Source organism: Boseongicola aestuarii, assembly GCF_900184815.1.
In the GTDB taxonomy this organism is placed as follows: domain Bacteria; phylum Pseudomonadota; class Alphaproteobacteria; order Rhodobacterales; family Rhodobacteraceae; genus Boseongicola; species Boseongicola aestuarii.
The window spans coordinates 1-25322 of sequence record NZ_FXXQ01000021.1; the positions used below are offsets into that span (position 1 = coordinate 1).

Genomic DNA, 25322 nt, shown 5'->3' on the forward strand with positions numbered 1-25322 from the left:
AATTTGTCCTTTGGCGGGTTCGGGCACATCAATATCTGTTAAACGCAGCACTTCGGGGCCGCCATAACTGTCATAGATAACAGCCCTCATGGTCTACTCCCTATTCCCAACTCCAGAATTACCCGCGACTGGGTAATCTCCCTTATTGAACGGCCATTGCCATTGCTGATTGGGCCTCGAAGTTAACCGAGGTCAAGATTGGCATCAATCGAACAGTACATGCCGTTTGGGTCCGCTCTGTGCGCATAGCGGCCATTGATGAATGCTGCAGCGAAATAAGGTTTGAGCCCTGAGTCGACGCACGGTTGAAGGTGTCGTCGCGTGACTAAGCGCTGGTATTGAGGAGCTTACTGTCATGTGAAACCAGCCCGTCGAAGATCGGCCAAAAACTGCTTGAGTTGTTTGCCTCGAGCCATTGGATAGGTTTCGCTCCAGACATCAAGACTGAAATCAGGCTCGATACCCAGGATCTCCATTGCTTCCCATTCAGCCTCATCCGTTCGATCCAGATGGAGCAAAGTCGCAGCAAGATATAGTCGAGCCTCGATGTTCTCGGGGTTTCGACCGAGTGCTTCGCTGAGATTAATATGAGCCTGCTCATAGTCGCCCATGAAGTAGTAGGCGCGAGCAAGGAGCAGGAAGTAGAGGTATCCCGCATCCGGATTGATCCTGAGCGCGTTGCGAAGAAGTGGTATCGTGCCTTCTGGGTTTTCCCGGTACGTCTCAATTCCACCAAGCAGCGCGTAGGCGTCAGCAAAAGAGGGTGAAACTTCGATGGCGAGTTTGACATGCTTAATGGCATCTTCGTACCGTCTTTGTTGGGCAAAAACGTATCCGATCACCCAGTGCTGCTCTGGTAGGTCAGGTGAGATGCCGATTGCCGTTTCCGCATATCGCATCGCGCTTTCCAATGCTGTGTCGCCGTCGCTTACCCAACCGTTTCGATAATCTGCTGCATAGCTGAGCGCGAGGCCGCCATAGGCGCGGGCAAACGTTTCATCCGCGGAAATCGCTTTTCGATACAGACTCTGGGCTTGGGTATTCGTAGTGGCAGTGCGAACGAGAAGCTGCCTTTGGGCTTGTAGAAAAAGATCATAGGCAGCTACATTATCCGTGTAGCCACGTGCGCGCCGAGACTTCTCCTCGTCATTGATAGTGCCTGAAATTTCGAGCAGTACGTTTTTTCTTATTTCGTCCTCGATGACCAAAAGGTCGTCAAAATCCTCGTCGAATTTCAGAGCCCTCAGGACCTCGCCATCGTCGCCATCAAGCAATCGAGCGACAATTCGAAGCCGGTCACCCACGTGTGCGACGCTGCCCTGAAGAATGTAGTCCGCTGGTGTCGAAGCCCTCGTGTTTTCCAATACCTGCCGGATTGAGAATTCCGAGTGATGGGCCAAGTCGTTCAAGATGGTATCGCTGATCCCCATGGCAAGGTACTCCTGCTGGGGATCACCGCTAACATTGGCGAACGGCATCACTGCGATAACCGCCGAGGCATCGGCAAGTGTAATTGGCTGTTCTGATCGGTCTTCGCGGGGAGACGCAAAATAAACTGAGATACCAACAACCGCCAAGAAAGCCGCAAAGATTGGCAGCAGCCGCTTGCTCGACCTTGCCGTGTGCGATCCCGACCCGCCTTCAGGGCTCGGTGGTTCACCTTCAACGGCACCGTCCATCGGCGAAATCAGGCGATAGCCGCGTTTTGGTATGGTCTCGATATGGGTTGGCTTGCGCGCGTCGTCTCCAAGAGCGCGGCGGATCTTGATGATCGCAGCTGTGAGTGAATCGTCGCCTACGTGAATGCCCGGCCAAACAGCATCAAGCAATTCCTCGCGGCTAATCACCTGCCCATGACGTTCCACCAGGTACAACAGTACCGCCATGGATTTTGGCTCGAGATGGGCGCCTCCATTTTCGTTCAGGATCTCACCCGTATCCGTGCGAACGAGAGTATTTCCAAGATGCAGTTCAGCCATAAGACGAGCCACAAAGGCGCGCGTCATTGCCACAAGACGCCTTCCAGATGTGGCCACTTTCCCCTCTTTTTCAGCATTATAGCCGAAACGTAGCAATTTCTTAGGCATTTCTTCGGGACGCCCGTGGTCGCCTCGCGAATGGTTGCAGTACGCCGACACTCGGCGCTCACAACGAAACCAGTGAGGAGCAAATAGATGGCCTTTGATGCAGTGGCGTACAAAGAAACGACGCGCCAGCAATGGCAGGATGCAGCGGAAGCGTGGAACGCTTGGGGTGTTTTTCTTGACGCATGGCTCGGCCCTGCGACTGAAACGATGCTTGATATGGCAGGCATTGGACCCGGAAGTCATGTTCTGGACGTTGCTGCGGGCGCCGGGCAGCAGTCGTTGACCGCCGCCCGGCGCGTGGGGGCGTCCGGCCGTGTACTGGCGACCGACATCTCATCGGATATCCTTGAGTACGCTCTAGAGAACGCGACAATCGAGGGTTTGGAAAACGTCGAAACGCATGTTGCGGACGGCGAAGCTCTGGAACTTCCGCCGAATAGCTTTGATGCCGCAATCAGCCGGGTTGGGCTCATCTATTTCCCCGATCAACAAAAGGCACTCGACAACATTCTACGTGCGCTGAAACCTGGCGGCAGATTTGCAGCGATTGTCTATTCGACACCCGAGAAGAACGGTTTCTTTTCGAAGCCAGTCTCGATAATTCGCCAAAGGGCCAAGCTTCCACCACCGGCTCCAGATCAGCCCGGCCCTTTCAGCTTGGGGTCTCAAGGAGAGCTTGTGGGCGCTTTGCAGCAGGCCGGTTTTCGCAACGTTGAAGAAAAGGTGCTTGGCGCCCCGGTGTTTCTACCAACAGCTGCTGACTGCCTGCGCTTCGAGCGAGAATCGTTCGGCGCATTGCACCAAATGTTGAGTGGACTAAACCACGACGCGCAGGAGTCAGTTTGGGAAGAAATAGGCGAGGCGCTTGGCGAATTCGAAACCGCAGAAGGTTTCAAAGGGCCCTGCGAACTTGTGGTCGCCGCTGGAACCAAGTGAAGCGCGGAACTCCTCAAGAAAAATACCTACACGAAAGGAAACACGTTGAAACTCTGCGTAATTCAGCAACCTCCGGTCTATCTCGATCTTGCAAAGACAATGGAGCGGGCTCAGGAGCTTATTGCATCCGCGGCTCGCAAAGGTGCGGAAATGGTCATCTTCCCGGAGGCCTGGTTCCCGGGTTATCCGACTTTCGTTTGGCGTCTGGCGCCGGGCGCTGGCATGGGCAAGACCGACGAGTTGTACGCCCGTCTGCAAGCAAATGCGATTGACCGACTAAAAGGGGGTCTTGATCCGCTGAGGGAAGCTGCAGCAGAAAACGGCGTCGTCTTGGTGCTTGGCTATAACGAGTTGGACGGCGGTATGAGCGGCTCCACTCTATTCAACTCTTGTGCCGTGATCGACGCAGATGGCTCGATCGTAAACAACCATCGAAAACTGATGCCGACCAACCCAGAGCGAATGGTCTGGGGCTTCGGGGATGCATCGGGTCTTCGAGTAGTAGAGACGGCGGTCGGGCGTATAGGCACTCTCATCTGCTGGGAGAACTACATGCCGCTTGCCCGTTTTGCGCTCTATGCGCAGGACATCGACATCCTTTGTGCGCCCACTTGGGATAGCGGTGAAACGTGGCTTGCCACTATGCAACACATTGCGCGGGAGGGCGGCTGTTGGGTCGTCGGATGCGCCACGTCGCTGGAAACCTCGGACATCCCTGAGGATGTGCCTTACTACGATGAGCTCTTTCCGAACAAGAATGAATGGATCAATCCTGGTGACGCAGTGGTTTACCGGCCCTTCGGTGGGCGACTGGCGGGACCGATGCATCAGGAAAAGGGGCTCTTGCTGGCCGATATCGATCCGTCAGAAGCCCGCGCATCCCGACGCAAGTTCGACGCAAGTGGCCACTATTCCCGACCCGACGTTTTCAATCTCACAGTCAACCGCAATCCAGCTCATCCAGCCACGTTCGTGGATTGATCAGCTTTCACATCAGGAGAAAAACCATGTCAGTTGAAACCCATAAAGGTCAGTGTTTTTGTGGTGCCGTTGAAATCGCAGTCACCGGCGAGCCGGCAGGAATGGGATACTGTCACTGCGAAAGCTGTCGTCATTGGTCTGCCGGGCCGGTTAATGCATTCACGCTTTGGGAGCCAGATCAAGTCAAGATTGTAAAGGGCGAGAAGCATCTTCTTCAGTACAACAAGACAGAGAGCAGCGACCGAAAATGGTGCGCTAAGTGCGGTGGTCACGTTATGACTGGTCATCCGGGGCTAAATCTTATCGATGTCTTTGCCGCCATCCTTCCGAGTGTCGAGTTCGTCCCCGGTATTCACGTGAACTATGCCGAAGCAGTGCTCCCAATGAAGGACGGTCTTCCGAAGATGAAAGACTTTCCTGCGGATTTCGGCGGATCGGGAGAGAGCGTTCCCGAATAGTGCGTGAGGTATACCCTGGGTCTAAGTCCTGCTCGCTTTATTCAGGCGGAGATGTACGAACCTTCATCGCCTGAACGGCGGCCTTGTCCGCAAAGCGGACCTTGATGCGCATCACAACGAATGACTGCTTTGCGGACGGAGCCGCCGAAACAGTCGCCGGTTTATCCGTTTTCTGATAGAGTTGATTTCACTGCACGAGGAGATGTGATGACGGAAACAGCGGAGGCACCGACGCGGGTCTACCAAGACATCATGACCGACTCGCGCCGATGGGCGTCGTTCAGACCACGCTCCGGCGACGTGATCGTCTCTACGCCCTCGAAATCAGGTACGACATGGATGCAGGGGCTTCTTGCGCTTCTGTTCACCGGCGATCCCGAAGTGAACGTGCAGCCATCCCAAAACGCTCCTTGGTTCGACAACAACGGCAACACGATCGACGAAGTCAATTCGCGTCTCGACGTACAGACAGGACGGCGGCAGGTGAAAACACACACACCGTTGGATGGTGTCCCTCACTGGGCGGATGTCCCATATATTACTGTCTACCGTCACCCCATCGATGTCCATTTCTCGGTGCGACGCCACGTTGCAAACTATAAGCCGGAAATCGTCGAGGAGATGGGTCTAGATATGAAGCTGTTTCCAGACGACCCAAGGGAGAGCTTCCACATCTTCCTCGAAGCCGATTATCTCGATCACTCGAGTCTTTCGGCCATCGTCACGCACTACAAAGCGACACTTGAGCGGGAATCGTGGGAGAACCTGCTCCGCGTCCATTATGCTGATATGCAACGCGATCTCGCGGCCGCGACAAGGCGCGTGGCGACACACATCGATGTCGATCACTCCCCCGAGAAGATGGAGGCTCTGGTAGGGGCTGCGACATTCGACAACATGAAACGAAACGTGGATCGGTTCGGCCTCGTCGCAGGATACGACTTCTGGCGGAAAGACGCAGACTTCTTTCACAGCGGTACCTCGCGCAAATGGGAAGGCGTTCTAACTGACGCCGACCTGGCAACCTACGACAGCGCAATCTCAAAGGTTTTGGACCAAGATGCCCGTGCCTGGCTTGAATGGGGAGATCATTCGAGAAGACTTGGATAACCGCTTGGCCGAGAAAAAGGATGTCCAGCGGCTTGCCAAACCTCAGTCGGCGAGAGTGGCCAGAAATGCTATGAGAGCCGCGCGATCGGCGTCACTCTCCAATCCCATTATGATCTTCGATGTGCCAGGCAGGAACTGATAAGGGCTGTAAAGGTAGTGGTTGAGGGTCTCGGCGTCCCAGATCAATTCAGCGTCACGGAGATAGCTCGAATATTCGAAGGTCGGATCGGATGCCGCTGCTTTCCCGAGCGTTCCCCAAAGGTTGGGACCGTTATCTCCTGCCTGCCGCTCGCTTGACGGTTTGCCGTGACAGATTTCGCAACCCATAGCGATTACTTGGCCGCGTTCCTTATCCGCCGTTGCAATTAGACCATCAATTGCCGGTGCAAATGCGCGCTCTGGCGCGCCAGCAGCTATCAGACGTTCGCCTACTTGCTCGTGACCACCACGCAGAGCCTGATGCAAAGGCGTCGCGATATAGCGATCATAACTCGCAGGATCTGCGCCGGCGTCTAACAACGCCTCGACGACATCGAGATGGCCAAAACGTGCAGCGTGATGCAGTGCGGTGCCAGTGGTGTATCTTGCGCGGGGCACAGTGAAAAAAATGGTTGGATCGGCACCCCGGGCCAACAGCTCTTCGACAACTTCAATTTTCCGGAACTTTGCTGCGACGAACAGAGGCGTGACGCCAGGATCGCTGGTCATATTGGTGCTCCGAATTTCTAGGGGCACGCCCTTGTCCAGTTCCGCCAAAACTCCCTCGAGATTTCCACGTTTAGCGTGGATGTGGATGATCTCGGCCGACGCCGACTGAGCAAGGTATGCAAGCGCCGAAAGCACCAAGGCGAAAGCGGTTTTTTGACCCATCTTCGAACTCCCTCAAAAATGCTATCGCACTAGAGCGGGTCAGGGCAAATTCTCGCGCTCAAGCAGCAACCCTCGGCAACGCACCGACCGTCCGCTCTGGGCTCGAACCCGTCATTCGCTGCATCGTGCCCCAATGACCGAGTTGCGCGGACATTTCCGACTTTCGCTGCGAAGGCGCCAATGGCCGCTTTATGGCTAAGCAAGTATGCGACCGCTGCTCGCTAACAGGCGGCCAAACCAGCTAGGAACCTGGTTTAAGGGGGGTGTCAATCTCTGTTTGCCCGTTGAAGAGCATTATCGAGCCGCTGACGACGATCTTCGGATACAAAAGGTGCCGAGGCTACGAACTCACCAACCCGAAAACCTGGCTGTTGAGCGCGCAAAGCTGCCAGCACTGATTTTGCCCGTTGATGCTCTCCCTGTTCGGCATAGGCGGCGGCGAGCAAGACGAAAGCCGCAGCAAAACCGGGAGCTTCCTCCACTGTCTTCTCCAGCAACGCGCGCGCGGTGTCTGCATCGCCAAGCTGAAGATGGACATGTGCCTCAACCCAGTCAAATCGCGCCGGATGATGTGGGTGCAATCGTTTGGCGTGCTGGATCGATTCAAGTGCTTCTTCAAGATCACCGCCGTAAACAGATGCCTCGGCCAAAATGGCGTAGCCTTCTGCAAAGTTCCGGTTGAGTTGGATCGAATGTCGCGCTGCCGCAAGTGCCTTGTCATTCTCTCCGATGGCAAGGTTCAAGACTGCCAGAGCGTAATAGGCATTCGGGATGTCGGGATCGAGTTGTATTGCCGCAATGGCGGCCTGAAGCCCCGGTTGAACAGATTGCCGTTGTGACGGGGCAGCATAGTCAAACATCATGTCGCGCCCGTATGCGACTGCAATATAGGCATGTGCACGTGCATAGTTTGGTTCAAGCTCAAGCGCTTTTTCAAAGTATTCGCGGGCCCTTCGATTGCCCTCGATTGTGCCTTCTCGCAATGGCTCCAAACCGCGCAGCAACATGAAATAGGCGTCTGTCGCTACGCGCGATGGGACCACGTTGGCATTGAGCGAAAGTGACAGGGCGTCGACAATGGCGCGCGTCACGTCTTCCTGAACATCGAAGGGGTTTTGCCGGACCCGGTCAAATCGCTCTGCCCAGACATTCACGCCCTCGAAGGGGTCGATGAGGGAAACATTGATGCGCACCCGGTCGTTCGAGTGCCGGACGGTTCCACGCACAAGATACCGCACACCAAGATTTTCGGCGATCTCCCTGAAACCTGCTTCAGCCTGAGGGAAATCGCCACTGGAAGCGAAGGCGATCACTGTCAGATCCGGAATTTTGGCGAGGTCCGTGGTCAAATCCTCGCTGAGGCCATCCCCAAAAAATTGCAATTCGTCACCACCGCCAAGATTAACAAAGGGCAGAACCGCGAGCGTCTTGTTGGGCACAACGCGAGGAGGAACGATGGCTGTGCCATCTGCATAAAATCCGCTGGGGTCAGTCTTGAACCAAAGGCCCAGACCCACGGCAAACAGCACGCAAACCCCTACCGCTGCAAACTGGCGGAGGCGGTTGCGGGGCCGTTCTGCCGGATGATCCGCATATGCCGCAACAGCGACCAGCCGGTAGCCGATTTTTGGATAGGTTTCGATCACCTCTTTTCCGAGCGCACGACGAATGTCAGCGATGCACTGGATCAATGAGTCGTCGGTCGTCGCGATGTCCTTCCAGACCGCTTGAACCAACGCTTCGCGATCAACCACCTGCCCTGGATTTGAGGAAAGCACCGCAAGGACATCGGCAGATTGTTTCCGCAGGTGTATCGGCGTGCCATCTGCTGCGGTAAGTGCACCGGTTTCAAGGTCGTAACGACCCTGACCAATTCGCAAAACGCGTGATTTCGTAGCGATTTCGGAAGTCATTCAGGACATTTCAGCTCGGATTTCGCCACCATTATAGTCGGTTTCGGGCGGCATAGCCACGAAAGCCAAGAAGCGTTAAATTTCAAATACGGAGGATCATATGTTCAAATTCCACTCTTTCCGCGTCGCCCTGATTGCGACTCTCTTCACTCCCGTCGCCGGGCTTGCCGGCCAGTTTGTTGTTGAACTGGAAGCCCCTTTCAAGACCCCTTCTGAGGCGATGTTGCAAGAGGCAGGTGTGAGCGTTGACGAAACGCTCTCCGCTGGACCTGACAGCTATGTCGTATTGACGGCCAATGACGAGGGCGCGGTGCGTGAACTGTTTCAAGCAGCCGCCATCACGCCAGAGAAAATCTCAGAAGTGCTCTTCATAAACTCGCCTACTGTCGGCGGTGGAAAGCCCGCCGGCACCGAGCCGCGCGACGGGCATCAGGTTTATGTCATAGAGCGCCCAATTCCTGGTGTCGGTTTCTTCGGGCTGGAAAAGAAAGAGAAGATTTCGAAAGGCTCGAATGCGGCGATAGCCAAGCTTGGCGATGTGATCGAATGGGACCATTCCTATCTGACAGGTGAGGGAACATATTGCATCTACCGGGCCGACAATCCCGATACTCTGCGCGAGCATGGCGCATTGGCCGGAGCGCCGATCGGAAAGATCACGCCCGTGAGCCAAGTGGCGAACTGAATAGCCTGTCATGGACTTCGGCTCCGTAACTGCTCCGGACACGTTTCGGGGCAGTTTCAATTGGGGTCACAAAACGCGATCAGCCCAACATCATAAGCGAAGCATTGAACCGAAAGCCGTCATTAGTTGGAGTCGCAGCATCTGGAACTAAGGCTCCAAGCGGCCATTCGCGGCGTCCAGCACCAATGACCGTTCCGCGGACGAAGCCGACTTACGCCAACGAAGAAACGCCCGAGACGTCTATGAGTCAACAAAGAGGCCGTTCTATCAATGTGCTGGGTTGCACGTTGCCAGCCTGTTATCATGCCTCCCAAGCGCATTGGGGAGGGAAATCTAAATGACCGTCAGAACGCCTTCACAGAAATCTGTTGTTTATAGAAGCCGCCTGACAGACAATCGTATCTGGACTGATTTCTCACTCCGTGATGGCGACGTGATTGTGGCTACTCCGCCAAAGTGTGGAACGACCTGGACGCAGGCATTGGTTCTATCGCTGTTGTTCGAAAAACCCGGCATGGATCAGAACATGGATGACTTGTCGGTCTGGCTTGATCCGGGCTTTCGGGATCAACTGGCGATAGCTCAGATGTTTGAAGCTCAGAGCCACCGTAGATGTATCAAGACGCACACACCTTTTGATGGCCTCCCTTATGATCCAAAGTGCACTTACCTAGCTGTCTATCGCCACCCGATCGATGCGCATTTTTCGATGCGTAGGCATGTTTCAAACTTAAAGGTCGACCTCATCCAAGACAGATTTCCAGATGATCCCGCCGCATCGTTTGCCTTTTTCCTTGGAGCGACCACACAATCGGAGATGGCGGACGGGATCACGCTTGAGGCCATCGTGCACCACTTCACGTGCTTCAAGCGGTATATTGAACTTCCAAATGTACACATATTTCATTATGCAGACATGCGGCGCGACTTGATCGGCCACACGAAGAATCTCGCATCGGTGCTTGATCTGGAACTTAATGAAAAGCAGCTGGAAGCGATTGCGAGAAGTGCGCAGTTCGAAAACATGCAGGCCAATGCGCGAGCAAAAGTTAAACAGAGTGCTCAAAGCTCCGCCACGTTTAACGACCCCGCAGCCTTCTTCGACAGCGCTAGTAGTCGAAAGTGGGAGGGCAAGCTGACGGATGAAGATCTTGCCGCATTTCACAAACGTCTTGCACAGCTACTTCCAAAAGATGATGCGCACTGGCTCCAGTCAGGTGGAGAGTTACCGACTTAGCAGGGAATGTATTACCTCGTGCCTGTGATGTCGCCTCTGGGCTCTGAGCAGTCATTCGCTGCGGCGTGCACGAATGTCTGCTTTGCGATCAATTCGTCTCTGTGAGACCCCTACCCCCCTTTTGAGTAACATCTCAGTGAGAACGGAACTGGGCGGCGGGTCTGTGGTGAAGTGGCTCTGAAGATTCCGGGTGGGGGGGTATGTAGATCCTTTAGGGCTAACCCGCCCAGACCGGTGGGGGGAGCCAAATTCACGCATCCACAAATCAAGAATTCTGGGCGAGTGAGCGAAGCAGTATTCAATCACCGAGACCGCAAAACCTCATCAACGGCCTCTTCACTGAGCCCAAGTTCTTTCGCCCCCTCTCTGAGCATCCAGGCACCGGAGCTCAGCTTTGCCACATCAGACCGGTTCGCCCAGACCTCCTTAGCCCACGCCCTCCTATCCTCCGGCAAGATGTCTTCCAGACTGGCTCTGCGCCCGCGTCGGTCCGGCATATCGGTTCGTTTCTGTGCAAGTGTGTGATAGAACATACCATGAACACACAACGGCTGCGAACACCACTAACCTTGGAGGCAGAAGATGGGCAAAGAGACCAAGCATGAGATTGTCACAGCAAAACGCACCGCTCCCAAGCTGGTAACAAAAGGCGATAGCAACGTAACCATTCATCCTGCCGATGAGGACCAAATACAGAGGCTGTATGGAATGAAGACAAGGGAAGCGGCGGACCTGCTGCTTAACCTTGCGCTGAATGCTTTTGGCCAGAAGGCCATGGAGTACATTGACCTGATGCCAGCTATGGCCGTCGAGCTAGAGCCTCGTGACGCAGTTGAAGCCATGCTGGTCACTCAAATGACGGCCACGCACTTCGCACTGTGCTCCATGTCGCAGAAGGGTCTCCATGCGGCATGCCCAGATGTGCGCGAAGGCTACGAGAGGTCAATGACACGTCTAAGCCGCACGTTCCTCGCACAAATGGACGGGCTGAAGAAGTACCGCGCGAAGGCCCAGCAGACCGTGCGCGTCGAGCGGGTAACCGTCAATGAAGGTGGTCAGGCGATTGTTGGCTCTGTCAGCCATGAGGGGGGAGGTCATGGCAAAAAGTGACGATAACCCCATGAGCCCTGTCACGAGACTACAGAACGCGCCTAGGTGCCGGGCAATGGCGAAGCAAAGCGGAGAGCGCTGCAAGTGTCCGGCTGTGCGTGGGTGGTCAGTATGCCGTGTGCATGGCGCAGGCGGCGGTCATCGCGCAGGGCCAAGTCACCCTCGGTGGGTACATGGCGGGAGGTCGCAGGAGGCCGTACAGGCAAGACGGTTGGCCAGTCTATTGATGCGCGCATCAAGGCAGTCATGACACGTGAAACGACCTTGACGTGACCACCCCGTGCACCGCTCGGAAATGTGGCAGCGACGGATAGGTCGCACGAAATTGCCCTGAAGTCTGTCATAGCATGCCTCAATAGTGCCGCTCCTAAGAGCGATACTAATGAGTGTAGTAACGAGTGATTTTGTATTGCGGGGTCGTCGAAATTCGGCGGCCCCGTTCCATTTGGAAGTGGTGACCCAACACACAGGCACCAATAACCTGCCCTTACGTAAACCCCTCAATCAGGGCAAAAACTTGACCGAGACTGGGAAACATTGCTGCGCGCGCTTAGCGCACAACAGAGAGGCAAAGGGGGGATACAGAGGTGGTTAATCTTCTCGGAAAACTGACAAGCATCTGATTATTATAATAATTCTTTGATGATTTGGTGCCTCAAGAGGGACTCGAACCCCCGACCTTGTCCTTACGAATTTTGCCGTCCTTATGTTGGACACAACAGGACTGAGCCGCCTATAGTCGCATAACCCACTATGATTACTTCATTATTTTTGACGGCTATCTTGGACGATACAAGACGGTGTAGGCGAACGTTTGACATACATTCCCTACTAATCCCCTACTAACGGCGCGAAGGCTGCAGTTCCCCACGGCAAAGCCAAACCGGCAAACACGGTCAGCCCGGGGCACCCCGCCCCATCTACGGGCTCTCAGGTGACCAAGGGGCCAACCTCACTCGGTCCAGGCCCGATCGCGAGCAATTCTGATCCCTATTGGGCGATGGATGGCCGAACGACCGGTTCCGCAAATATCGGACATTCATCGCAATTGGGGCAACGACCGCTTTGCGGGACGATGCGGCTCTTGAAAGCACACTTTGCCGGGCCGGTGAGCGCAATTCGACAGAATTAAAAGTGTCTTACCTGTTCCAAGAAGTGTCCGTGTGCATTGAGCGCGGCTTCGACGGCGCGTTCTACAACATGCTCGATGGTTCTTGAGTCAAGCGGATCGATCGTGCTGTAGATGGCGGTGCAAGTCAGGGCTTGCCCCATTAGGGTCGCCATATGTCCAGCATTAACTTCTTCGATACCTTCGTCCCGAAGCAGTTCGCCAGCCAAAAGCCATAACTTCTCGCTAGGTGATTTTTCCTCTAAGGGTAGGTTTCTGAGGGTCAAAGAAACACCCCCACAGCCGCAGTAATTATCGCAATACCTATTGCTGCCGTCACATATGGATTGACGATTGGAGTCTTTACATGCCTGACCGTGAATAAACACAGGGCGTCAATTATGGGATTTTGCGAGAACCGCTTTCTGGCGGTGTGCTTCGATGCTGGCTCAGGTCGCACCAGAGGCGGAAACAAAGTCGCTTTTGAAGTCACGCGTTCACTGGACATAGGGAACCCCTTACACAACGACTGTCGCAAATCGAAAAAGCGTCCAGTCAGAACTTATTACAAAATAGCCCGGGCAAACATTTCCCGCACAATTCTATTGTACCAGAACATCCGACGTCAGCAAAACTGTGGCCTCGATTGATGCCGCATTGTGTATAATCTGCTGCAGACGCGCTGTTTGCATCCAATTCTTTGTTAATCGAGTTGATTTTGATGTTGGTGCTCGCAGTGACTCAGAGAGTATTACCACCGCCGCATTGGATTGATTCCGGAGCTTAAACCATCAAGTAGACTGTGCCGACCCTTAGGGAATCTAGATCAGTCTCACAGCAACGAGTGCGGCAGGATTGGGTGTTATCGGATAAACCCTAGTTTTGAAAATCTTGTTTTGTTTGACGCCTGGCAGGAGCAAGCCCAAATAGAATTGAGCCGCCCCGAAGGGCGGCCCAGATGGTTCTGCAATTATTTGCGGAGAGGCAAATGATCAGCTTAGGTGCGATCGAAAAAGAGACACGATTTCCGATCGAGATGTGCCGCCGACTTCCCAGCAAGTTTTGGCAAAGGGATTGGGTTCACCTGCTCGCACCCAGTCGGAATAGCTCCACATCTTGAGGCTTGAGAGGGTGAAGAAAATATAGCGAAGTAAAGAAGGCTTGCGCACAAAAGAAGATACGAGGCACTTTCGCATTGGATACTCATCACACTTGTTAACACTTACTACACGATCTTTATGACTGAAGGTTCTGGCGCTTTTGGGGCGTCAACGGACAAATATTAAGAAATCGACTTATGAAGCGTGAACAGTCCGCCCTATTTATCTGATGATGTTCACGCTCAGGACACAACTCGCTCGAAATCTTCCAATGCTAAGGCTGGTGACTGCGTAAAGAACGCCTGCTTTGGGCTCGAACCCGTCATTCGCTGCATCGTGCCCCAATGACCTAGTTGCGGACGGAGCGGCCTTTCGCATTTCCAAAATAGAAGTGGGCTGCTCTGGCTAAGTAGAGCTCTTAGCAGCTTCAGTGAATGAACGTTGTTCGGCGTTCATACCATCCACCATGGAGGGCAATTCCTTTCACCGAACAGCCTGGGCTATGCGTCCTGATCCGCGACAAAGACGTTGGTTTGCCAATTCTGACATTGCTCAGCCAGTTTCGGGGCGAGAGCCAGGTCAGTGAAGAAACTGTCGATTTCTGCTAGAGTGCAGATCCGGGCAGGTGCGTTGCGCATGAACTTGGAATGGTCCGCAACCAAAAACGTCTTGCGCGCTTGAGCGAGGATCGTCTGGCTGACGCCAACCTCCTGTATATCGAAATCCAGTAGGTCGCCGTCAGCATCCAGCGCAGAACAGCCAATGACTGCGAAATCGAATTTGAATTGACGGATCGTCGACATCGTCAAAGCGCCAACCAGACCGCCGTCCAGCCTACGAAGGGTTCCTCCTGTCAGAATGATCTCGCAATCACGATTCGCAGCGAGGATGCTGGCCACGTTAATGTTGTTGGTGACCACCATGAGGTTGCTATGGTGCAGCAATTCCCGAGCTACCGCTTCCGTACTCGTACCAATGTTGAGGAAAAGGGAACTGCCATCCGGAATATGCTCCGCGCAGGCGCGCGCAATAACGGTTTTGGCAGACTGGTTCAGCGTACGCCGCTCGTCATAAAGAATGTTGGTGGTGCCGGACGGCAGTATCGCGCCACCATGTACGCGTTCCAGACTGCCTGCTGCGGCAAGGTCTGTCAGGTCCCGCCGGATTGTCTGCTGGGTGACGCCGAACTCAGCTGCCAGTCCTTCGACCGTGACCTTCCCCTCTCGGCGTGCGGTTTCCAGAATCTCCGGGTGGCGAAACGTTTGTGACATTGTGATCTCCCACTCAATCAGTAGCCCCGGTCGGCCCGAACCGGCAAGCGAAAATGTTCGTTTTCGTCCATATTGAAGAAAAACACACATTATCCAGCTATTTTGGGCCAGGATTCCGTGTATTTCGAACATTTTGAGCCAAAGCGAATAAAAATGAAGATAATTCTTGCGCGATTGTGTCGCCTGCCCTACCCATTGGTCTGGTTCAAGCAGATGGCGGGGAGGGTCATTATGTCGAATGATTCCGCAACCCCTGATGTATTTGACCTCCTTGTTGTCGGCGGCGGCATAAACGGCTGCGGCATTGCACGCGATGCGGCCGGTCGGGGGTTGAGCGTGGCGCTGGCAGAGATGAACGATCTTGCATCTGCGACGTCTTCAGCCTCTACGAAGTTGTTTCACGGCGGGCTGAGGTATCTGGAATACCTCGAATTCAATCTGGTGCGTCATGCGCTGCGCGAGCGCGAGGTGCTGCTGCGCGCGATGCCCCATATCAGTTGGCCGATGCGGTTCGTTTTGCCGTTCAGTCCAGACATGCGGTTCGACGCGCATACGCCCGTATCCCGAATCCTGAACTGGTTGATGCCTTGGCTTAAGGGCCGTCGTCCATCATGGATAATACGCTTTGGTCTGTTCCTTTATGATCGGCTTGGCGGAAGAAAGCTTTTGCCACCCACCAGGAGTCTGGACTTGCGTGGCACAAAGGAAGGCGAGCCGCTCAAAGACAGGTTCCAAAAAGCCTACGAATATTCTGATTGCTGGATCGAAGACTCCCGTTTGGTTGTGTTGAACGCGCAGGATGCCGATAACCGGGGGGCGCACATTATGGTGCGCACCAAGGTCGAAAAGGCGGTGCGTTCTTCCAATGCCTGGGAAATTACACTGCGGAATACCCAGACAAATGAAGAGCGGAGCATCAAGGCTCGAATGCTGGTGAACGCAGGTGGTCCATGGGTCGGGGACATCATCCATCAGAGGGCGAACATCAGATCGAACGAAGGCGTTCGGCTTGTGCGTGGCAGCCATATCGTGACCAAACGGCTTTATGGACATGACAAGTGCTATTTCTTTCAGGGTGCTGACGGGCGGATCATCTTCGCCATCCCCTACGAGACAGATTTCACCCTGATCGGGACCACGGATCAGGAACACAAAAACCCCGATGTAATGCCAGAGTGCACAGTGGCCGAGCAGCAGTATCTGGTCGATTTCGCCAACACTTATTTCAAGAGGGGCATAAGTCTCGACGATATCGTCTGGACCTATTCGGGGATGCGTCCGCTTTATGACGACGGCGCCAGCAGCGCGACGGCGGCGACACGGGATTACACACTCAAAGTGGACGCAGCCGGCGGCGCGCCAATTCTGAATATCTTTGGCGGCAAGATCACGACCTATCGCAAACTTGCGGAAGATGCTATGGACACGATCGTCCACTTCTTTCCTGGAACGTCCGGGCATTGGACTGCCGGCGTCGCATTGCCCGGCGGCGATTTTGCTGTGGACGGAGTCGATGGCCTGATAAAGCGCCTTATGCAAGATTATCCATTTCTCGGTCCGCTCTGGGCGCGCCGTCTTGTGCGGGCTTATGGTACCCTCAGCTGGGACGTTCTGGGACACGCCGAATCCCAAGCTGATCTGGGACTCGAATTTGGCGCGACTCTGACCGAGAGTGAAGTGCTATGGCTTGTCCGTCGCGAATACGCACGCACCGCCGAAGACATTGTGTGGCGACGCAGTAAGCTGGGGCTGCGACTGACTGGTGACGAAATTCAGGGGCTTGAAAGCTGGATGCAGGCATACCACGATCCCGCGAAGACATTGTCGTCGGCAATCAGGGGGGAACAGGCATGACATTGGTCCTGAAGGGCGTCTCGAAGGTCATCGGCGGCCAGACCCACATCCATCCAACCGATCTGGAGTTGGAAAAGGGCACGATGAATGTCCTTCTCGGTCCCACGCTATCAGGAAAAACGTCGCTCATGCGCCTTATGGCGGGGCTGGATGCACCCAGCACGGGCAAGGTGTTCTGGGACGGTAATGATGTGACCGGTCAACGGGTGCAGGACCGCAAGGTCGCGATGGTTTACCAGCAATTCATCAATTATCCGTCGATGACTGTTTTCGACAACATTGCCTCTCCGCTTCTTCTCATGGGCAAGTCCCGGTCCGAGATTGACGCCGCCGTACGTGCAACAGCCGACCTGATGAAACTGACGCCGATGCTGGACCGCAAGCCGCTGGAACTATCGGGAGGCCAACAGCAGCGGTGCGCCCTTGCGCGTGCGCTCGTCAAGAACGCAGGTCTTGTCCTGTTGGATGAACCCCTGGCCAACCTTGATTACAAATTACGCGAAGAATTGCGGACCGAGATCCCGAAGATATTCGAGCGCTCCGGGTCGATTTTCGTCTACGCGACAACTGAGCCCGAAGAAGCGCTTTTGCTCGGTGGCAACACGGCAGCGCTTTGGGAAGGTCAGGTCACACAGTTCGGTCGCACTCCAGACGTTTATCGCCGACCCGTGAATGCGACGACTGCGCGGGTCTTCTCGGACCCGCCGATGAACTTTCTCTCGGTGACTAAAGACGGCCCCCGAATGTCATTTGGAGACGGCCAGTCGGTCCCCACGCCCATAGGTCTGGAAGGGCAGCCTAACGGTACCTATACAGCAGGCTTTCGCCCCAACCACCTTGAATTGAAGCCAAAGACAGCGGAGGCGATGGCGTTCAATACGACGCTCAGCGTGACCGAGATCACCGGGTCCGAAACCTTTGTGCACCTTGATCACCATGGTCAGAGATGGGTCGGGCTTGTTCACGGCGTGCAAAGCCTGACCCCGGGACAGCCGCTAGAGGTATTCCTCGATCCGACGCACGTCTACATTTTCGGGAATGACGGCATGCTTGTGTCTGCAGCACCGTATTCAGAGGTGGCATAATGGCAAAAATCACTTTGGATAATCTGGCGCATTCCTACTCGCCCAATCCGTCCTGCGAGGACGACTTTGCTCTTAAGGAACTGAACCACGACTGGATGGACGGCGAAGCCTATGCATTGCTGGGCGCATCAGGTTGTGGCAAGTCGACCCTGCTGAACATCATTTCTGGCCTTCTGCACCCCAGCCAAGGGCGCATCCTGTTCGACGACCAGGATGTGACCAACGCTCCGACGGCCTCGCGAAACATCGCGCAGGTTTTTCAGTTCCCGGTTGTCTATGACACGATGACAGTGCGGGACAATCTGGCCTTTCCATTGCGAAACCGGTCCGCAAGCCCGGACTATATTGCGGGCCGCGTCAATCAGATCGCCAGGATGATCGGTCTGGAAGACGTGTTGAACCGCAAGGCACGCGGCCTGACAGCAGACGCAAAGCAGAAGATCTCACTGGGTCGGGGCATGGTGCGGGAGGATGTGAACGCGCTTTTGTTTGACGAACCGCTCACTGTCATTGATCCTCACATGAAATGGGAATTGCGGACACAGTTGAAGTCGCTGCACCACGAATTTGGTCACACGATGATCTATGTGACCCACGACCAGACCGAAGCGCTGACGTTTGCCGACAAGGTGGTGGTCATGTATGACGGGCGCGTTGTTCAGATCGGCACACCTCAGGAACTGTTCGAGCGCCCAGCACATACTTTCGTCGGGTACTTCATCGGTTCGCCGGGCATGAACTTGTTCGATGCGGAAATTGACGGCACGACTGCGCGCATCGCTGGCGCAACGGTGCAACTTGATGGCGGCTATGCCCCAAGCGGCGGCAAAATCCAGATCGGCGTGCGACCCGAATTTGTGAAGTTGACAACCAGCGAGACCGGCGTTCCCGCATCGATCAAGCGGATCGAAGATGTCGGTCGCCACAAAATCATCCGCCTTGATGTTGCAGGCCATGAGGTCAGTGCAATCGCGGGCGAAGACGATTCGATCTCACAAGATGCGCAACGTATCACCTTCGATCGCGGCGGCATCAACGTTTACGTCGATGACTGGCGGATCGCACGCAAAGGAGAGGCAGCCTGATGAACAAGACAGTCAATCAGAAAGCATGGTTCCTCGTGCTGCCCGTCCTTTTGCTGGTGGCCTTTTCGGCGGTGATCCCGCTGATGACAGTGGTGAATTACTCGGTGCAGGACACCTTCGGGAACAACCAGTTCTTCTGGGCGGGTCTTGAGTGGTTCGAACAGATGTTGGCGTCTGAACGGATGTGGGACGCGCTTTGGCGCCAATTGACATTCTCGGCCATCATCCTTGCGATCGAAGTCCCGCTTGGAATTTTCGTTGCGCTGAACATGCCGAAAAGAGGATTCTGGGCGTCCTTTTGTCTGGTGCTGATGTCGTTGCCGTTGTTGATCCCGTGGAACGTGGTCGGCACAATCTGGCAGATTTTTGGCCGCGTGGATATTGGCCTGTTGGGCTATACGCTTGATAAATTGGGGATTTCCTACAACTACACGCAGGACCTCCTTGCAGCATGGGTCACCGTCATCGTCATGGATGTCTGGCACTGGACGTCTCTCGTCGCGCTGCTCGCCTATGCGGGGCTCCAGTCGATACCGGACGCCTATTACCAGGCGGCCAAGATCGATCAGGCGAGCCGTTGGGCCGTCTTCCGCTACATCGAACTTCCCAAGATGGCGGGTGTGTTGATGATCGCGATCCTGCTGCGCTTCATGGACAGTTTCATGATCTACACCGAACCCTTTGTGGTCACCGGTGGCGGGCCGGGCAATGCGACGACCTTCCTATCGATCGACCTCGTGAAGATGGCCTTGGGCCAGTTTGATCTCGGTCCGGCGGCGGCGTTCTCGATCATGTATTTTCTTGTGATCCTGCTGATCTCATGGGTGTTTTACACTGTGATGACCAACCTTGATAAAAGGGATGGGGTATAATGACTGATACCAGCATCCAGGCACCCGGCGCAGGGTCAATCCCCGGACGTGTCACCGAAGCCAAGGTGAATACCGCGCGGCGCAAGACACCTAGGATCAACGGCTCTGCCGTCGTTATGGGGCTTTACCTGCTGTTCCTGCTGCTGCCGATCTACTGGCTGCTCAACATGAGCCTCAAGACCAATACCGAGATCCTCGGCAGCTTCTCGCTCTGGCCGCGCGATCTGACGCTAGCGAACTACGTCAAGATCCTGACGGACGAAAGCTGGTACATCGGCTACGTCAACTCGCTGATCTATGTGGTCATGAATACGGTCATCAGCCTCGCTGTGGCCCTGCCTGCGGCTTACGCCTTCAGTCGCTATTCCTTCATGGGCGACAAGCACCTTTTTTTCTGGCTGCTGACCAATCGGATGGCACCACCTGCGGTTTTCGCACTGCCTTTCTTTCAGCTCTATTCAAGCATCGGACTGTTTGACACACATATCGCAGTGGCGCTGGCGCATTGTCTCTTCAACGTGCCATTGGCGGTCTGGATTCTCGAAGGGTTCATGCGCGGCGTGCCCAAGGAGATCGACGAAACCGCCTATCTCGACGGCTATTCGTTCCCGCGCTTCTTCATCAAGATATTCACTCCCTTGATCGCATCCGGAATCGGCGTGGCCGCATTCTTCTGTTTCATGTTTTCATGGGTCGAACTGCTGCTCAGCCGCACGCTGACCACGGTGGATGCCAAACCCATCGCGGCGATCATGACGCGAACCCAAGGGGCGGCGGGCATCGACTGGGGGGTGCTGGCTGCAGCCGGTGTCCTGACCATCGTGCCAGGGGCGTTGGTCATCTATTTCGTGCGCAACTACATCGCCAAGGGCTTTGCCCTCGGCCGGGTATAGGGAGGATTATCAATGGCATGGATGGCATGGACCACACCGACCGCGATCTTCTTTTTGGTGATCGCAGCTCTGCTGATCACGTTCACCATACTCGCAATCAAATTTCCCGAGACGCCGCGCGTCGGCATTCTCAGGATAGAAACAACACGGGGTGATCGGTTGTTCATCACGTTGTTGGGCTCGGCCTTTATCAATTTGATCTGGCTGGGTCTGGAGGTCGGGCCGCAGCCCTATGCACTGCTGGCCTGCCTCGTGTACGCCGCAGCGGTATTTCGCTGGGTTTGAACGAAAAGACGGGTTCGTCCGTAGACATCTGGGCGCGCCTTAACCATCAAACAAGAAGTTTTGGGAGGATAAAGATGAAACGATCTTTTAGAGCCACAACGGCAACGGGTGCGCTGGTCGCATGCCTTGCAATGCCGGCCTGGGCCGACATGGGGGCAGCGAACGCGTTTCTCGACAACGAAATCGCAGGTCTTTCCGTGCTCGACCGCGCCGCACAGGAAGCAGAGATGCAATTCTTTGTGGATGCTGCAGCGCCTTTTCAGGGCATGGAAATCAAGGTTGTGTCGGAGACCATCACGACGCACGAGTATGAAAGCCAGGTGCTTGCTCCTGCCTTCAGCGCCATCACCGGCATCAAGGTCACCCATGACCTGATCGGCGAAGGCGATGTGGTCGAGAAGCTGCAAACGCAAATGCAGTCGGGCGAGAACATCTATGACGCCTATACCAACGACAGCGACCTGATCGGCACCCACTGGCGCTATCAGCAGGTGCGCAACCTGACCGACTGGATGGCAGGCGAAGGGGCGGATGTCACCAGCCCGACACTCGATCTGGCGGACTTCATCGGCACGCAGTTCACCACTGCCCCCGATGGCAAGCTCTACCAGTTGCCAAGTCAGCAGTTCGCGAACCTCTATTGGTTCCGCTATGATTGGTTCAACGACGAAAAGAACAAGGCCGACTTCAAGGCGGCTCTCGGTTATGATCTTGGCGTGCCCGTGAACTGGTCCGCCTACGAGGACATCGCCGCATTCTTTACCGGACGTGACCTCAGCCACATGGGTGTGGAAGGCGAAGTCTTTGGCAACATGGACTATGGCAAGAAAGACCCGAGCCTTGGCTGGCGCTATACCGACGCTTGGATGTCCATGGCCGGTATGGGTGACGTGGGTGAACCCAACGGCCTGCCGGTCGATGAGTGGGGCATCCGGGTGAACGAGAACTCTCAGCCCGTCGGGTCCTGCGTTGCGCGCGGCGGTGCCACCAACGACGCAGCTGCCGTCTATGCTGTGACAAAGGCGATTGAGTGGCTTGAGAAGTACACGCCTCCCGCCGCTGCTGGCATGACCTTCGGCGAAGCTGGCCCGATCCCTGCCCAGGGCAACATCGCCCAGCAGATGTTCTGGTACACTGCCTTCACCGCGGCGACGGTCGAACCCGGCCTGCCCGTCATGAACGAGGACGGCACGCCCAAGTGGCGCATGGCGCCCAGCCCGCATGGTGTCTACTGGAAAGACGGCCAGAAGGTCGGCTATCAGGATGTGGGTTCGTGGACCTTGATGAAATCCACACCCGTCGATCGCGCTAAGGCCGCCTGGCTTTATGCGCAGTTCGTCACGTCCAAGACGGTGGATCTCAAGAAGTCCGATGTCGGTCTGACGTTCATTCGTGAATCGACGATCAACTCGGATCATTTCACTGAGCGGGCCAACAAACTGGGCGGTTTGATCGAATTCTACCGTTCACCAGCCCGTGTGGCATGGTCGCCAACCGGCACGAACGTACCGGACTATCCGAAACTGGCACAATTGTGGTGGCAGAACATCGGTGACGCCATGTCCGGTGCGAAAACGCCTCAGGAAGCCCTCGATGCACTTTGCGAAGCACAAGAGAGCGTGATGGAGCGTATCGAGCGCGCTGGCATTCAGGGCGACATCGGTCCGAAGATGAACGAGCCGCGCGATGCCGAATACTGGTATGCGCAGCCCGGTTCCCCGGTTGCGAAGCTGGATAACGAGGACGAAGAGCCCATTACGATCAGCTACGACGAATTGATCAAGTCCTGGGAATAAGTCTTTGACCTTTGGCCGGGGCGCACACGCGCCCCGGCTTTTTTGTCATGGCAGCCTTGGACAAACGTTTTCGCTGACCCAGGATGCGCTGGACCCCTTTTTGCAGGGTCCAATCCTGAGAAGCGATTTCCTAATGATCCCGTGCATTCGAGGAGTCATACCAATCCCCCAACTCAATAATATCAGCCCGTTCAGTTTCCTGACTGCCGGTCAGATCAGATTTGGGCGTGGAACCGCGAAAGCCGCGACAGAGGACGTCGCACGCTTTGGCAGACGTGTTCTTCTGGTGCGGGGGCGCGCGGTTTCGCAGGTGGATGATATCTCGACACATCTGGAACAGCTTGGGTGTACCGTCACTTCGGTTTTTGCGCAGGGCGAGCCAACATGCTCTGATGTCGATGCCGCAACAGAGCTCGGACGAGCAGCAAAAGTAGATGTCATTTTGGCAATTGGAGGCGGTGCCGTGCTTGATCTTGGCAAGGCTGTCGCCGCCATGATTCCGACGCAGGGCAACGTGATCGACTACCTTGAAGGTGTCGGAGGAGCCCGGCCCCTGACCGCTGATCCATTGCCGTGCGTCGCGATGCCAACCACAGCGGGAACTGGATCAGAGGTCACAAAGAACGCTGTTGTCAGCGTGCCATCAGCAGGGCGCAAGGTCAGTCTGCGGGACAACAGGATGTTGCCGCGACTGGCGGTTATTGATCCTTTTTTTTCCGATGGCACTCCGGCATCAGTTACGTTTTCTTCAGGATTTGACGCGGTTACGCAGGTGATCGAGCCCTATCTTTCGATTAAGGCAAACCCGCTCACCGACTCATTATGCCGGGCGGCTATCCCGTTGGGGCTGACGGCTCTTGCGCAACTGGCCCGCCAAGAAGATGAAAAAGCCCGCGATCAAATCGCCTATGTCAGCCTGATCGGCGGCATTGCATTGGCCAACGCCGGGCTGGGCGCGGTGCATGGGCTTGCCGGAGTAATCGGCGGTCGCTTTTCCGCTCCACATGGCCTTATTTGCGCCCGCCTGCTGGGCCCTGTCCTGCGACTCAATCGAGAAGCGGAACGCGCCGCGTCCGGAGATGACAAACGTTATTCGGACATTGCAACGTGGATGAGCGCCGCATTCGATGTGTCGTCTCTAACAGCATTCGAAATGCTAAACAGCCAGCTTGATGACCTCGCGTTGCCGCGTCTAGGGCAGTGGATAGAGCCGGGCACTGATCTTCGTGCTATCTCTGCGGAAGCCCTGACAACCTCGTCAATCAAGTCAAATGCCAACGTCCTAACGGTCGATCAGTTGTCCAGCGCAGTGGAGGATGCACTCTGAATATCCGGGCCAGTGGAAACCGGGCAAGGGTGAACAGGTTGGAATCCGTGGCTATTCGACACTTATGAAACCTGAATGAAGCTATCCTATCGTAGCGGACGTTTCACCGGTGGCCGCCTGAAAGAAGCTAGATATTTGATTACACAGTTAGCCGATACCAAACCCCATTACCGCCTTTCCGCAGTGCGGAAAATAATGCCTTTTTCGGAGCCTAAAGATGTTGAATACTTTGCGGCCACGCTGAAAAAGGCGGGGATGCAGGATTAGCGGTTGAGCCTGCCACGGCCTGTCAGCTTTCGAACCATATTTCAATTATCGAAGCCAGTTGGATAATTGGAGAAAAGTTGCCGAAGTCCTGCGCACCAATGTCTGTACCGGTTCAGAGAGGCCATTCGCTGCAGCCCGAATAAATGAATGCTCCGGGCTCAGAGCAGTCATTCGCTGCAGGAAGCACCAATGACTACTATGCGGACTGGGCGGTTATTCGTCTATCCGCTGTCCACGTATCGAAAATGGAATCGTTGCGCCCTTAGGAAATTCAGCAGAGGCTGAGATTATCAAAGCAGAAATGGGGATAAGCGATGGCGATTTTCGAAGAGTTGAACAAAGCAATCCAAAACCGAGATGCGGACGCATATGTCGCGCTCTACAGCAACGATGCAATTTTTATTCGGCACCAAACCGGGACCGAAATGAATAGAGACGAGTTCAGCGACCTGATTAAAAGGATGATGGCGTCCGACAAAACCGACATGGGCGTGCGGCGTTGTATTTACGAGAATGACGATATTCTAGTGATGCACTCAGTCAATGACTATCCTGACGGGACCCGTGAGGCGGTCTTGATGTCTTGTATTAAGAAAGACGGAAAAATTAGCCGTGTCGAGACGGGCGCAACGCCAATCCAGAAATAAGCCTGTATGGCGTCTATCGCCTGATACGACCGTATGCCGGACTCTGATACCTTTCAGAGTAAATGACTGCTGTGCGGTCAAAGCACCCGTTCGCTGCGCTTCGGCGCTCGCTAACTCGGTGAACGAACGCCATGCGGACAAGGTCGCCAACTATTTGTAACAATCCATCGTGAGGTTCTGAACCTTGCGCGGACGACACGTCTTTATCCTCAGTGCCGGCCTCGCAGAGTTTTTGCGCAACGTGGAATGTCGTGTAGCCTGACGTCGCACCTAATGTGAGGATTCGGACGATGGCCGGAGATGGCAAACATGAAAATGAGAGCATTTGGGATTCAGCCGCTCCGG

General features: G+C 55.2%; 22 protein-coding genes. 17 read left to right on the forward strand and 5 right to left on the reverse strand.

Going from position 1 to position 25322, the window contains the following annotated elements; all coding sequences use genetic code 11:
* Positions 1-353: 353 nt before the first annotated feature.
* Positions 354-2219 (reverse strand): winged helix-turn-helix domain-containing tetratricopeptide repeat protein, encoded by a 1866-nt coding sequence (locus BOA8489_RS18575; RefSeq protein WP_141138340.1) that lies wholly within the window; start codon positions 2217-2219, stop codon positions 354-356.
* Here BOA8489_RS18575 and BOA8489_RS18580 point away from each other — a divergent pair.
* From BOA8489_RS18580 to BOA8489_RS18595, 4 genes are all read left to right on the forward strand, one after another.
* Positions 2175-3023 carry a class I SAM-dependent methyltransferase gene (locus BOA8489_RS18580; protein ID WP_093975810.1) on the forward strand — a complete coding sequence of 283 codons (849 nt, stop codon included), beginning with the start codon at positions 2175-2177 and terminating at the stop codon, positions 3021-3023. The two genes, BOA8489_RS18575 and BOA8489_RS18580, sit on opposite strands and share 45 nt — an antisense overlap.
* Positions 3024-3068: 45 nt before the next feature.
* Positions 3069-4004: a carbon-nitrogen hydrolase family protein gene (locus BOA8489_RS18585; protein WP_093975811.1), complete on the forward strand. Its 936-nt coding sequence runs from the start codon at positions 3069-3071 to the stop codon at positions 4002-4004.
* 26 nt (positions 4005-4030) lie between these two features.
* A complete protein-coding gene (locus tag BOA8489_RS18590; RefSeq protein WP_093975812.1) occupies positions 4031-4462 on the forward strand; it encodes a GFA family protein in 432 nt (143 codons plus the stop codon).
* 207 nt (positions 4463-4669) lie between these two features.
* Entirely contained in the window at positions 4670-5572 is a 903-nt protein-coding gene (locus BOA8489_RS18595) for a sulfotransferase domain-containing protein (RefSeq protein ID WP_176440367.1), read from the forward strand.
* A gap of 42 nt (positions 5573-5614) precedes the next feature.
* On the opposite strand, the gene BOA8489_RS18600 is transcribed toward BOA8489_RS18595, so the two are convergent.
* A complete protein-coding gene (locus BOA8489_RS18600) occupies positions 5615-6442 on the reverse strand; it encodes an ankyrin repeat domain-containing protein (protein WP_093975814.1) in 828 nt (275 codons plus the stop codon).
* Positions 6443-6708: 266 nt separating this feature from the next.
* On the reverse strand, positions 6709-8355 hold the full coding sequence (locus BOA8489_RS18605; RefSeq protein WP_093975815.1) for a winged helix-turn-helix domain-containing tetratricopeptide repeat protein: 1647 nt from the start codon (positions 8353-8355) through the stop codon (positions 6709-6711).
* 100 nt (positions 8356-8455) lie between these two features.
* Here BOA8489_RS18605 and BOA8489_RS18610 point away from each other — a divergent pair, with 100 nt between their 5' ends.
* The 3 genes from BOA8489_RS18610 (at position 8456) to BOA8489_RS18625 (ending at position 11387) form a co-directional block, all read left to right on the forward strand.
* Positions 8456-9040 (forward strand): nickel-binding protein, encoded by a 585-nt coding sequence (locus BOA8489_RS18610; RefSeq protein WP_093975816.1) that lies wholly within the window; start codon positions 8456-8458, stop codon positions 9038-9040.
* A 337-nt stretch (positions 9041-9377) separates the two neighbouring features.
* Positions 9378-10277, forward strand: a complete 900-nt coding sequence (locus BOA8489_RS18615) for a sulfotransferase domain-containing protein (RefSeq protein ID WP_093975817.1) — start codon at positions 9378-9380, stop codon at positions 10275-10277.
* Positions 10278-10859: 582 nt separating this feature from the next.
* Positions 10860-11387 carry a hypothetical protein gene (locus BOA8489_RS18625; protein ID WP_093975819.1) on the forward strand — a complete coding sequence of 176 codons (528 nt, stop codon included), beginning with the start codon at positions 10860-10862 and terminating at the stop codon, positions 11385-11387.
* A gap of 1128 nt (positions 11388-12515) precedes the next feature.
* On the opposite strand, the gene BOA8489_RS20270 is transcribed toward BOA8489_RS18625, so the two are convergent.
* Both BOA8489_RS20270 and BOA8489_RS18635 read right to left on the reverse strand, forming a co-directional pair.
* The gene (locus BOA8489_RS20270) at positions 12516-12782 is read right to left on the reverse strand and encodes a hypothetical protein (RefSeq protein ID WP_141138227.1); all 267 of its coding nucleotides are present in this window, start codon (positions 12780-12782) and stop codon (positions 12516-12518) included.
* Between the two features lie 1313 nt (positions 12783-14095).
* Positions 14096-14866 (reverse strand): DeoR/GlpR family DNA-binding transcription regulator, encoded by a 771-nt coding sequence (locus tag BOA8489_RS18635; RefSeq protein WP_093975828.1) that lies wholly within the window; start codon positions 14864-14866, stop codon positions 14096-14098.
* A gap of 231 nt (positions 14867-15097) precedes the next feature.
* Between BOA8489_RS18635 and glpD the strand changes: the two genes are divergently transcribed.
* The 10 genes from glpD (at position 15098) to BOA8489_RS18685 (ending at position 24977) form a co-directional block, all read left to right on the forward strand.
* Entirely contained in the window at positions 15098-16720 is a 1623-nt protein-coding gene (gene glpD / locus BOA8489_RS18640) for a glycerol-3-phosphate dehydrogenase (protein WP_093975829.1), read from the forward strand.
* Entirely contained in the window at positions 16717-17805 is a 1089-nt protein-coding gene (locus tag BOA8489_RS18645) for an ABC transporter ATP-binding protein (protein WP_093975821.1), read from the forward strand. Before glpD ends, BOA8489_RS18645 begins: the two co-directional genes overlap by 4 nt.
* Positions 17805-18890, forward strand: a complete 1086-nt coding sequence (locus tag BOA8489_RS18650) for an ABC transporter ATP-binding protein (protein ID WP_093975822.1) — start codon at positions 17805-17807, stop codon at positions 18888-18890. The genes BOA8489_RS18645 and BOA8489_RS18650 overlap by 1 nt, the downstream gene beginning before the upstream one ends.
* Positions 18890-19762 (forward strand): carbohydrate ABC transporter permease, encoded by an 873-nt coding sequence (locus tag BOA8489_RS18655; RefSeq protein ID WP_093975823.1) that lies wholly within the window; start codon positions 18890-18892, stop codon positions 19760-19762. Before BOA8489_RS18650 ends, BOA8489_RS18655 begins: the two co-directional genes overlap by 1 nt.
* Complete coding sequence (locus BOA8489_RS18660; protein WP_176440368.1) at positions 19762-20655, forward strand: carbohydrate ABC transporter permease; 894 nt, start codon at positions 19762-19764, stop codon at positions 20653-20655. The genes BOA8489_RS18655 and BOA8489_RS18660 overlap by 1 nt, the downstream gene beginning before the upstream one ends.
* Positions 20656-20667: 12 nt before the next feature.
* Positions 20668-20940 (forward strand): DUF2160 domain-containing protein, encoded by a 273-nt coding sequence (locus BOA8489_RS18665; protein WP_093975824.1) that lies wholly within the window; start codon positions 20668-20670, stop codon positions 20938-20940.
* Positions 20941-21014: 74 nt separating this feature from the next.
* Entirely contained in the window at positions 21015-22736 is a 1722-nt protein-coding gene (locus BOA8489_RS18670) for an ABC transporter substrate-binding protein (protein WP_093975825.1), read from the forward strand.
* 133 nt (positions 22737-22869) lie between these two features.
* Positions 22870-24063, forward strand: coding sequence for an iron-containing alcohol dehydrogenase (locus BOA8489_RS18675; RefSeq protein WP_093975831.1), 1194 nt, complete (start codon positions 22870-22872; stop codon positions 24061-24063).
* A gap of 75 nt (positions 24064-24138) precedes the next feature.
* Entirely contained in the window at positions 24139-24330 is a 192-nt protein-coding gene (locus tag BOA8489_RS18680; protein ID WP_093975826.1) for a hypothetical protein, read from the forward strand.
* Between the two features lie 314 nt (positions 24331-24644).
* Positions 24645-24977, forward strand: coding sequence for a nuclear transport factor 2 family protein (locus tag BOA8489_RS18685; RefSeq protein WP_093975827.1), 333 nt, complete (start codon positions 24645-24647; stop codon positions 24975-24977).
* Positions 24978-25322 lie beyond the last annotated feature (345 nt).

Bases quoted from the DNA above. Each gene is read 5' to 3' on its own strand.
- BOA8489_RS18675 (WP_093975831.1), top strand. From the start codon at position 22,870: ATGATCCCGTGCATTCGAGGAGTCATACCAATCCCCCAACTCAATAAT.
- BOA8489_RS18600 (WP_093975814.1), bottom strand. From the start codon at position 6,442: ATGGGTCAAAAAACCGCTTTCGCCTTGGTGCTTTCGGCGCTTGCATAC.
- BOA8489_RS18605 (WP_093975815.1), bottom strand. From the start codon at position 8,355: ATGACTTCCGAAATCGCTACGAAATCACGCGTTTTGCGAATTGGTCAG.
- BOA8489_RS18645 (WP_093975821.1), top strand. From the start codon at position 16,717: ATGACATTGGTCCTGAAGGGCGTCTCGAAGGTCATCGGCGGCCAGACC.
- BOA8489_RS18595 (WP_176440367.1), top strand. From the start codon at position 4,670: ATGACGGAAACAGCGGAGGCACCGACGCGGGTCTACCAAGACATCATG.
- glpD (WP_093975829.1), top strand. From the start codon at position 15,098: ATGTCGAATGATTCCGCAACCCCTGATGTATTTGACCTCCTTGTTGTC.
- BOA8489_RS18680 (WP_093975826.1), top strand. From the start codon at position 24,139: ATGAAGCTATCCTATCGTAGCGGACGTTTCACCGGTGGCCGCCTGAAA.
- BOA8489_RS18615 (WP_093975817.1), top strand. From the start codon at position 9,378: ATGACCGTCAGAACGCCTTCACAGAAATCTGTTGTTTATAGAAGCCGC.
- BOA8489_RS18650 (WP_093975822.1), top strand. From the start codon at position 17,805: ATGGCAAAAATCACTTTGGATAATCTGGCGCATTCCTACTCGCCCAAT.
- BOA8489_RS18580 (WP_093975810.1), top strand. From the start codon at position 2,175: ATGGCCTTTGATGCAGTGGCGTACAAAGAAACGACGCGCCAGCAATGG.
- BOA8489_RS18625 (WP_093975819.1), top strand. From the start codon at position 10,860: ATGGGCAAAGAGACCAAGCATGAGATTGTCACAGCAAAACGCACCGCT.
- BOA8489_RS18610 (WP_093975816.1), top strand. From the start codon at position 8,456: ATGTTCAAATTCCACTCTTTCCGCGTCGCCCTGATTGCGACTCTCTTC.
- BOA8489_RS18635 (WP_093975828.1), bottom strand. From the start codon at position 14,866: ATGTCACAAACGTTTCGCCACCCGGAGATTCTGGAAACCGCACGCCGA.
- BOA8489_RS18660 (WP_176440368.1), top strand. From the start codon at position 19,762: ATGACTGATACCAGCATCCAGGCACCCGGCGCAGGGTCAATCCCCGGA.
- BOA8489_RS18655 (WP_093975823.1), top strand. From the start codon at position 18,890: ATGAACAAGACAGTCAATCAGAAAGCATGGTTCCTCGTGCTGCCCGTC.
- BOA8489_RS18685 (WP_093975827.1), top strand. From the start codon at position 24,645: ATGGCGATTTTCGAAGAGTTGAACAAAGCAATCCAAAACCGAGATGCG.
- BOA8489_RS18590 (WP_093975812.1), top strand. From the start codon at position 4,031: ATGTCAGTTGAAACCCATAAAGGTCAGTGTTTTTGTGGTGCCGTTGAA.
- BOA8489_RS18665 (WP_093975824.1), top strand. From the start codon at position 20,668: ATGGCATGGATGGCATGGACCACACCGACCGCGATCTTCTTTTTGGTG.
- BOA8489_RS18670 (WP_093975825.1), top strand. From the start codon at position 21,015: ATGAAACGATCTTTTAGAGCCACAACGGCAACGGGTGCGCTGGTCGCA.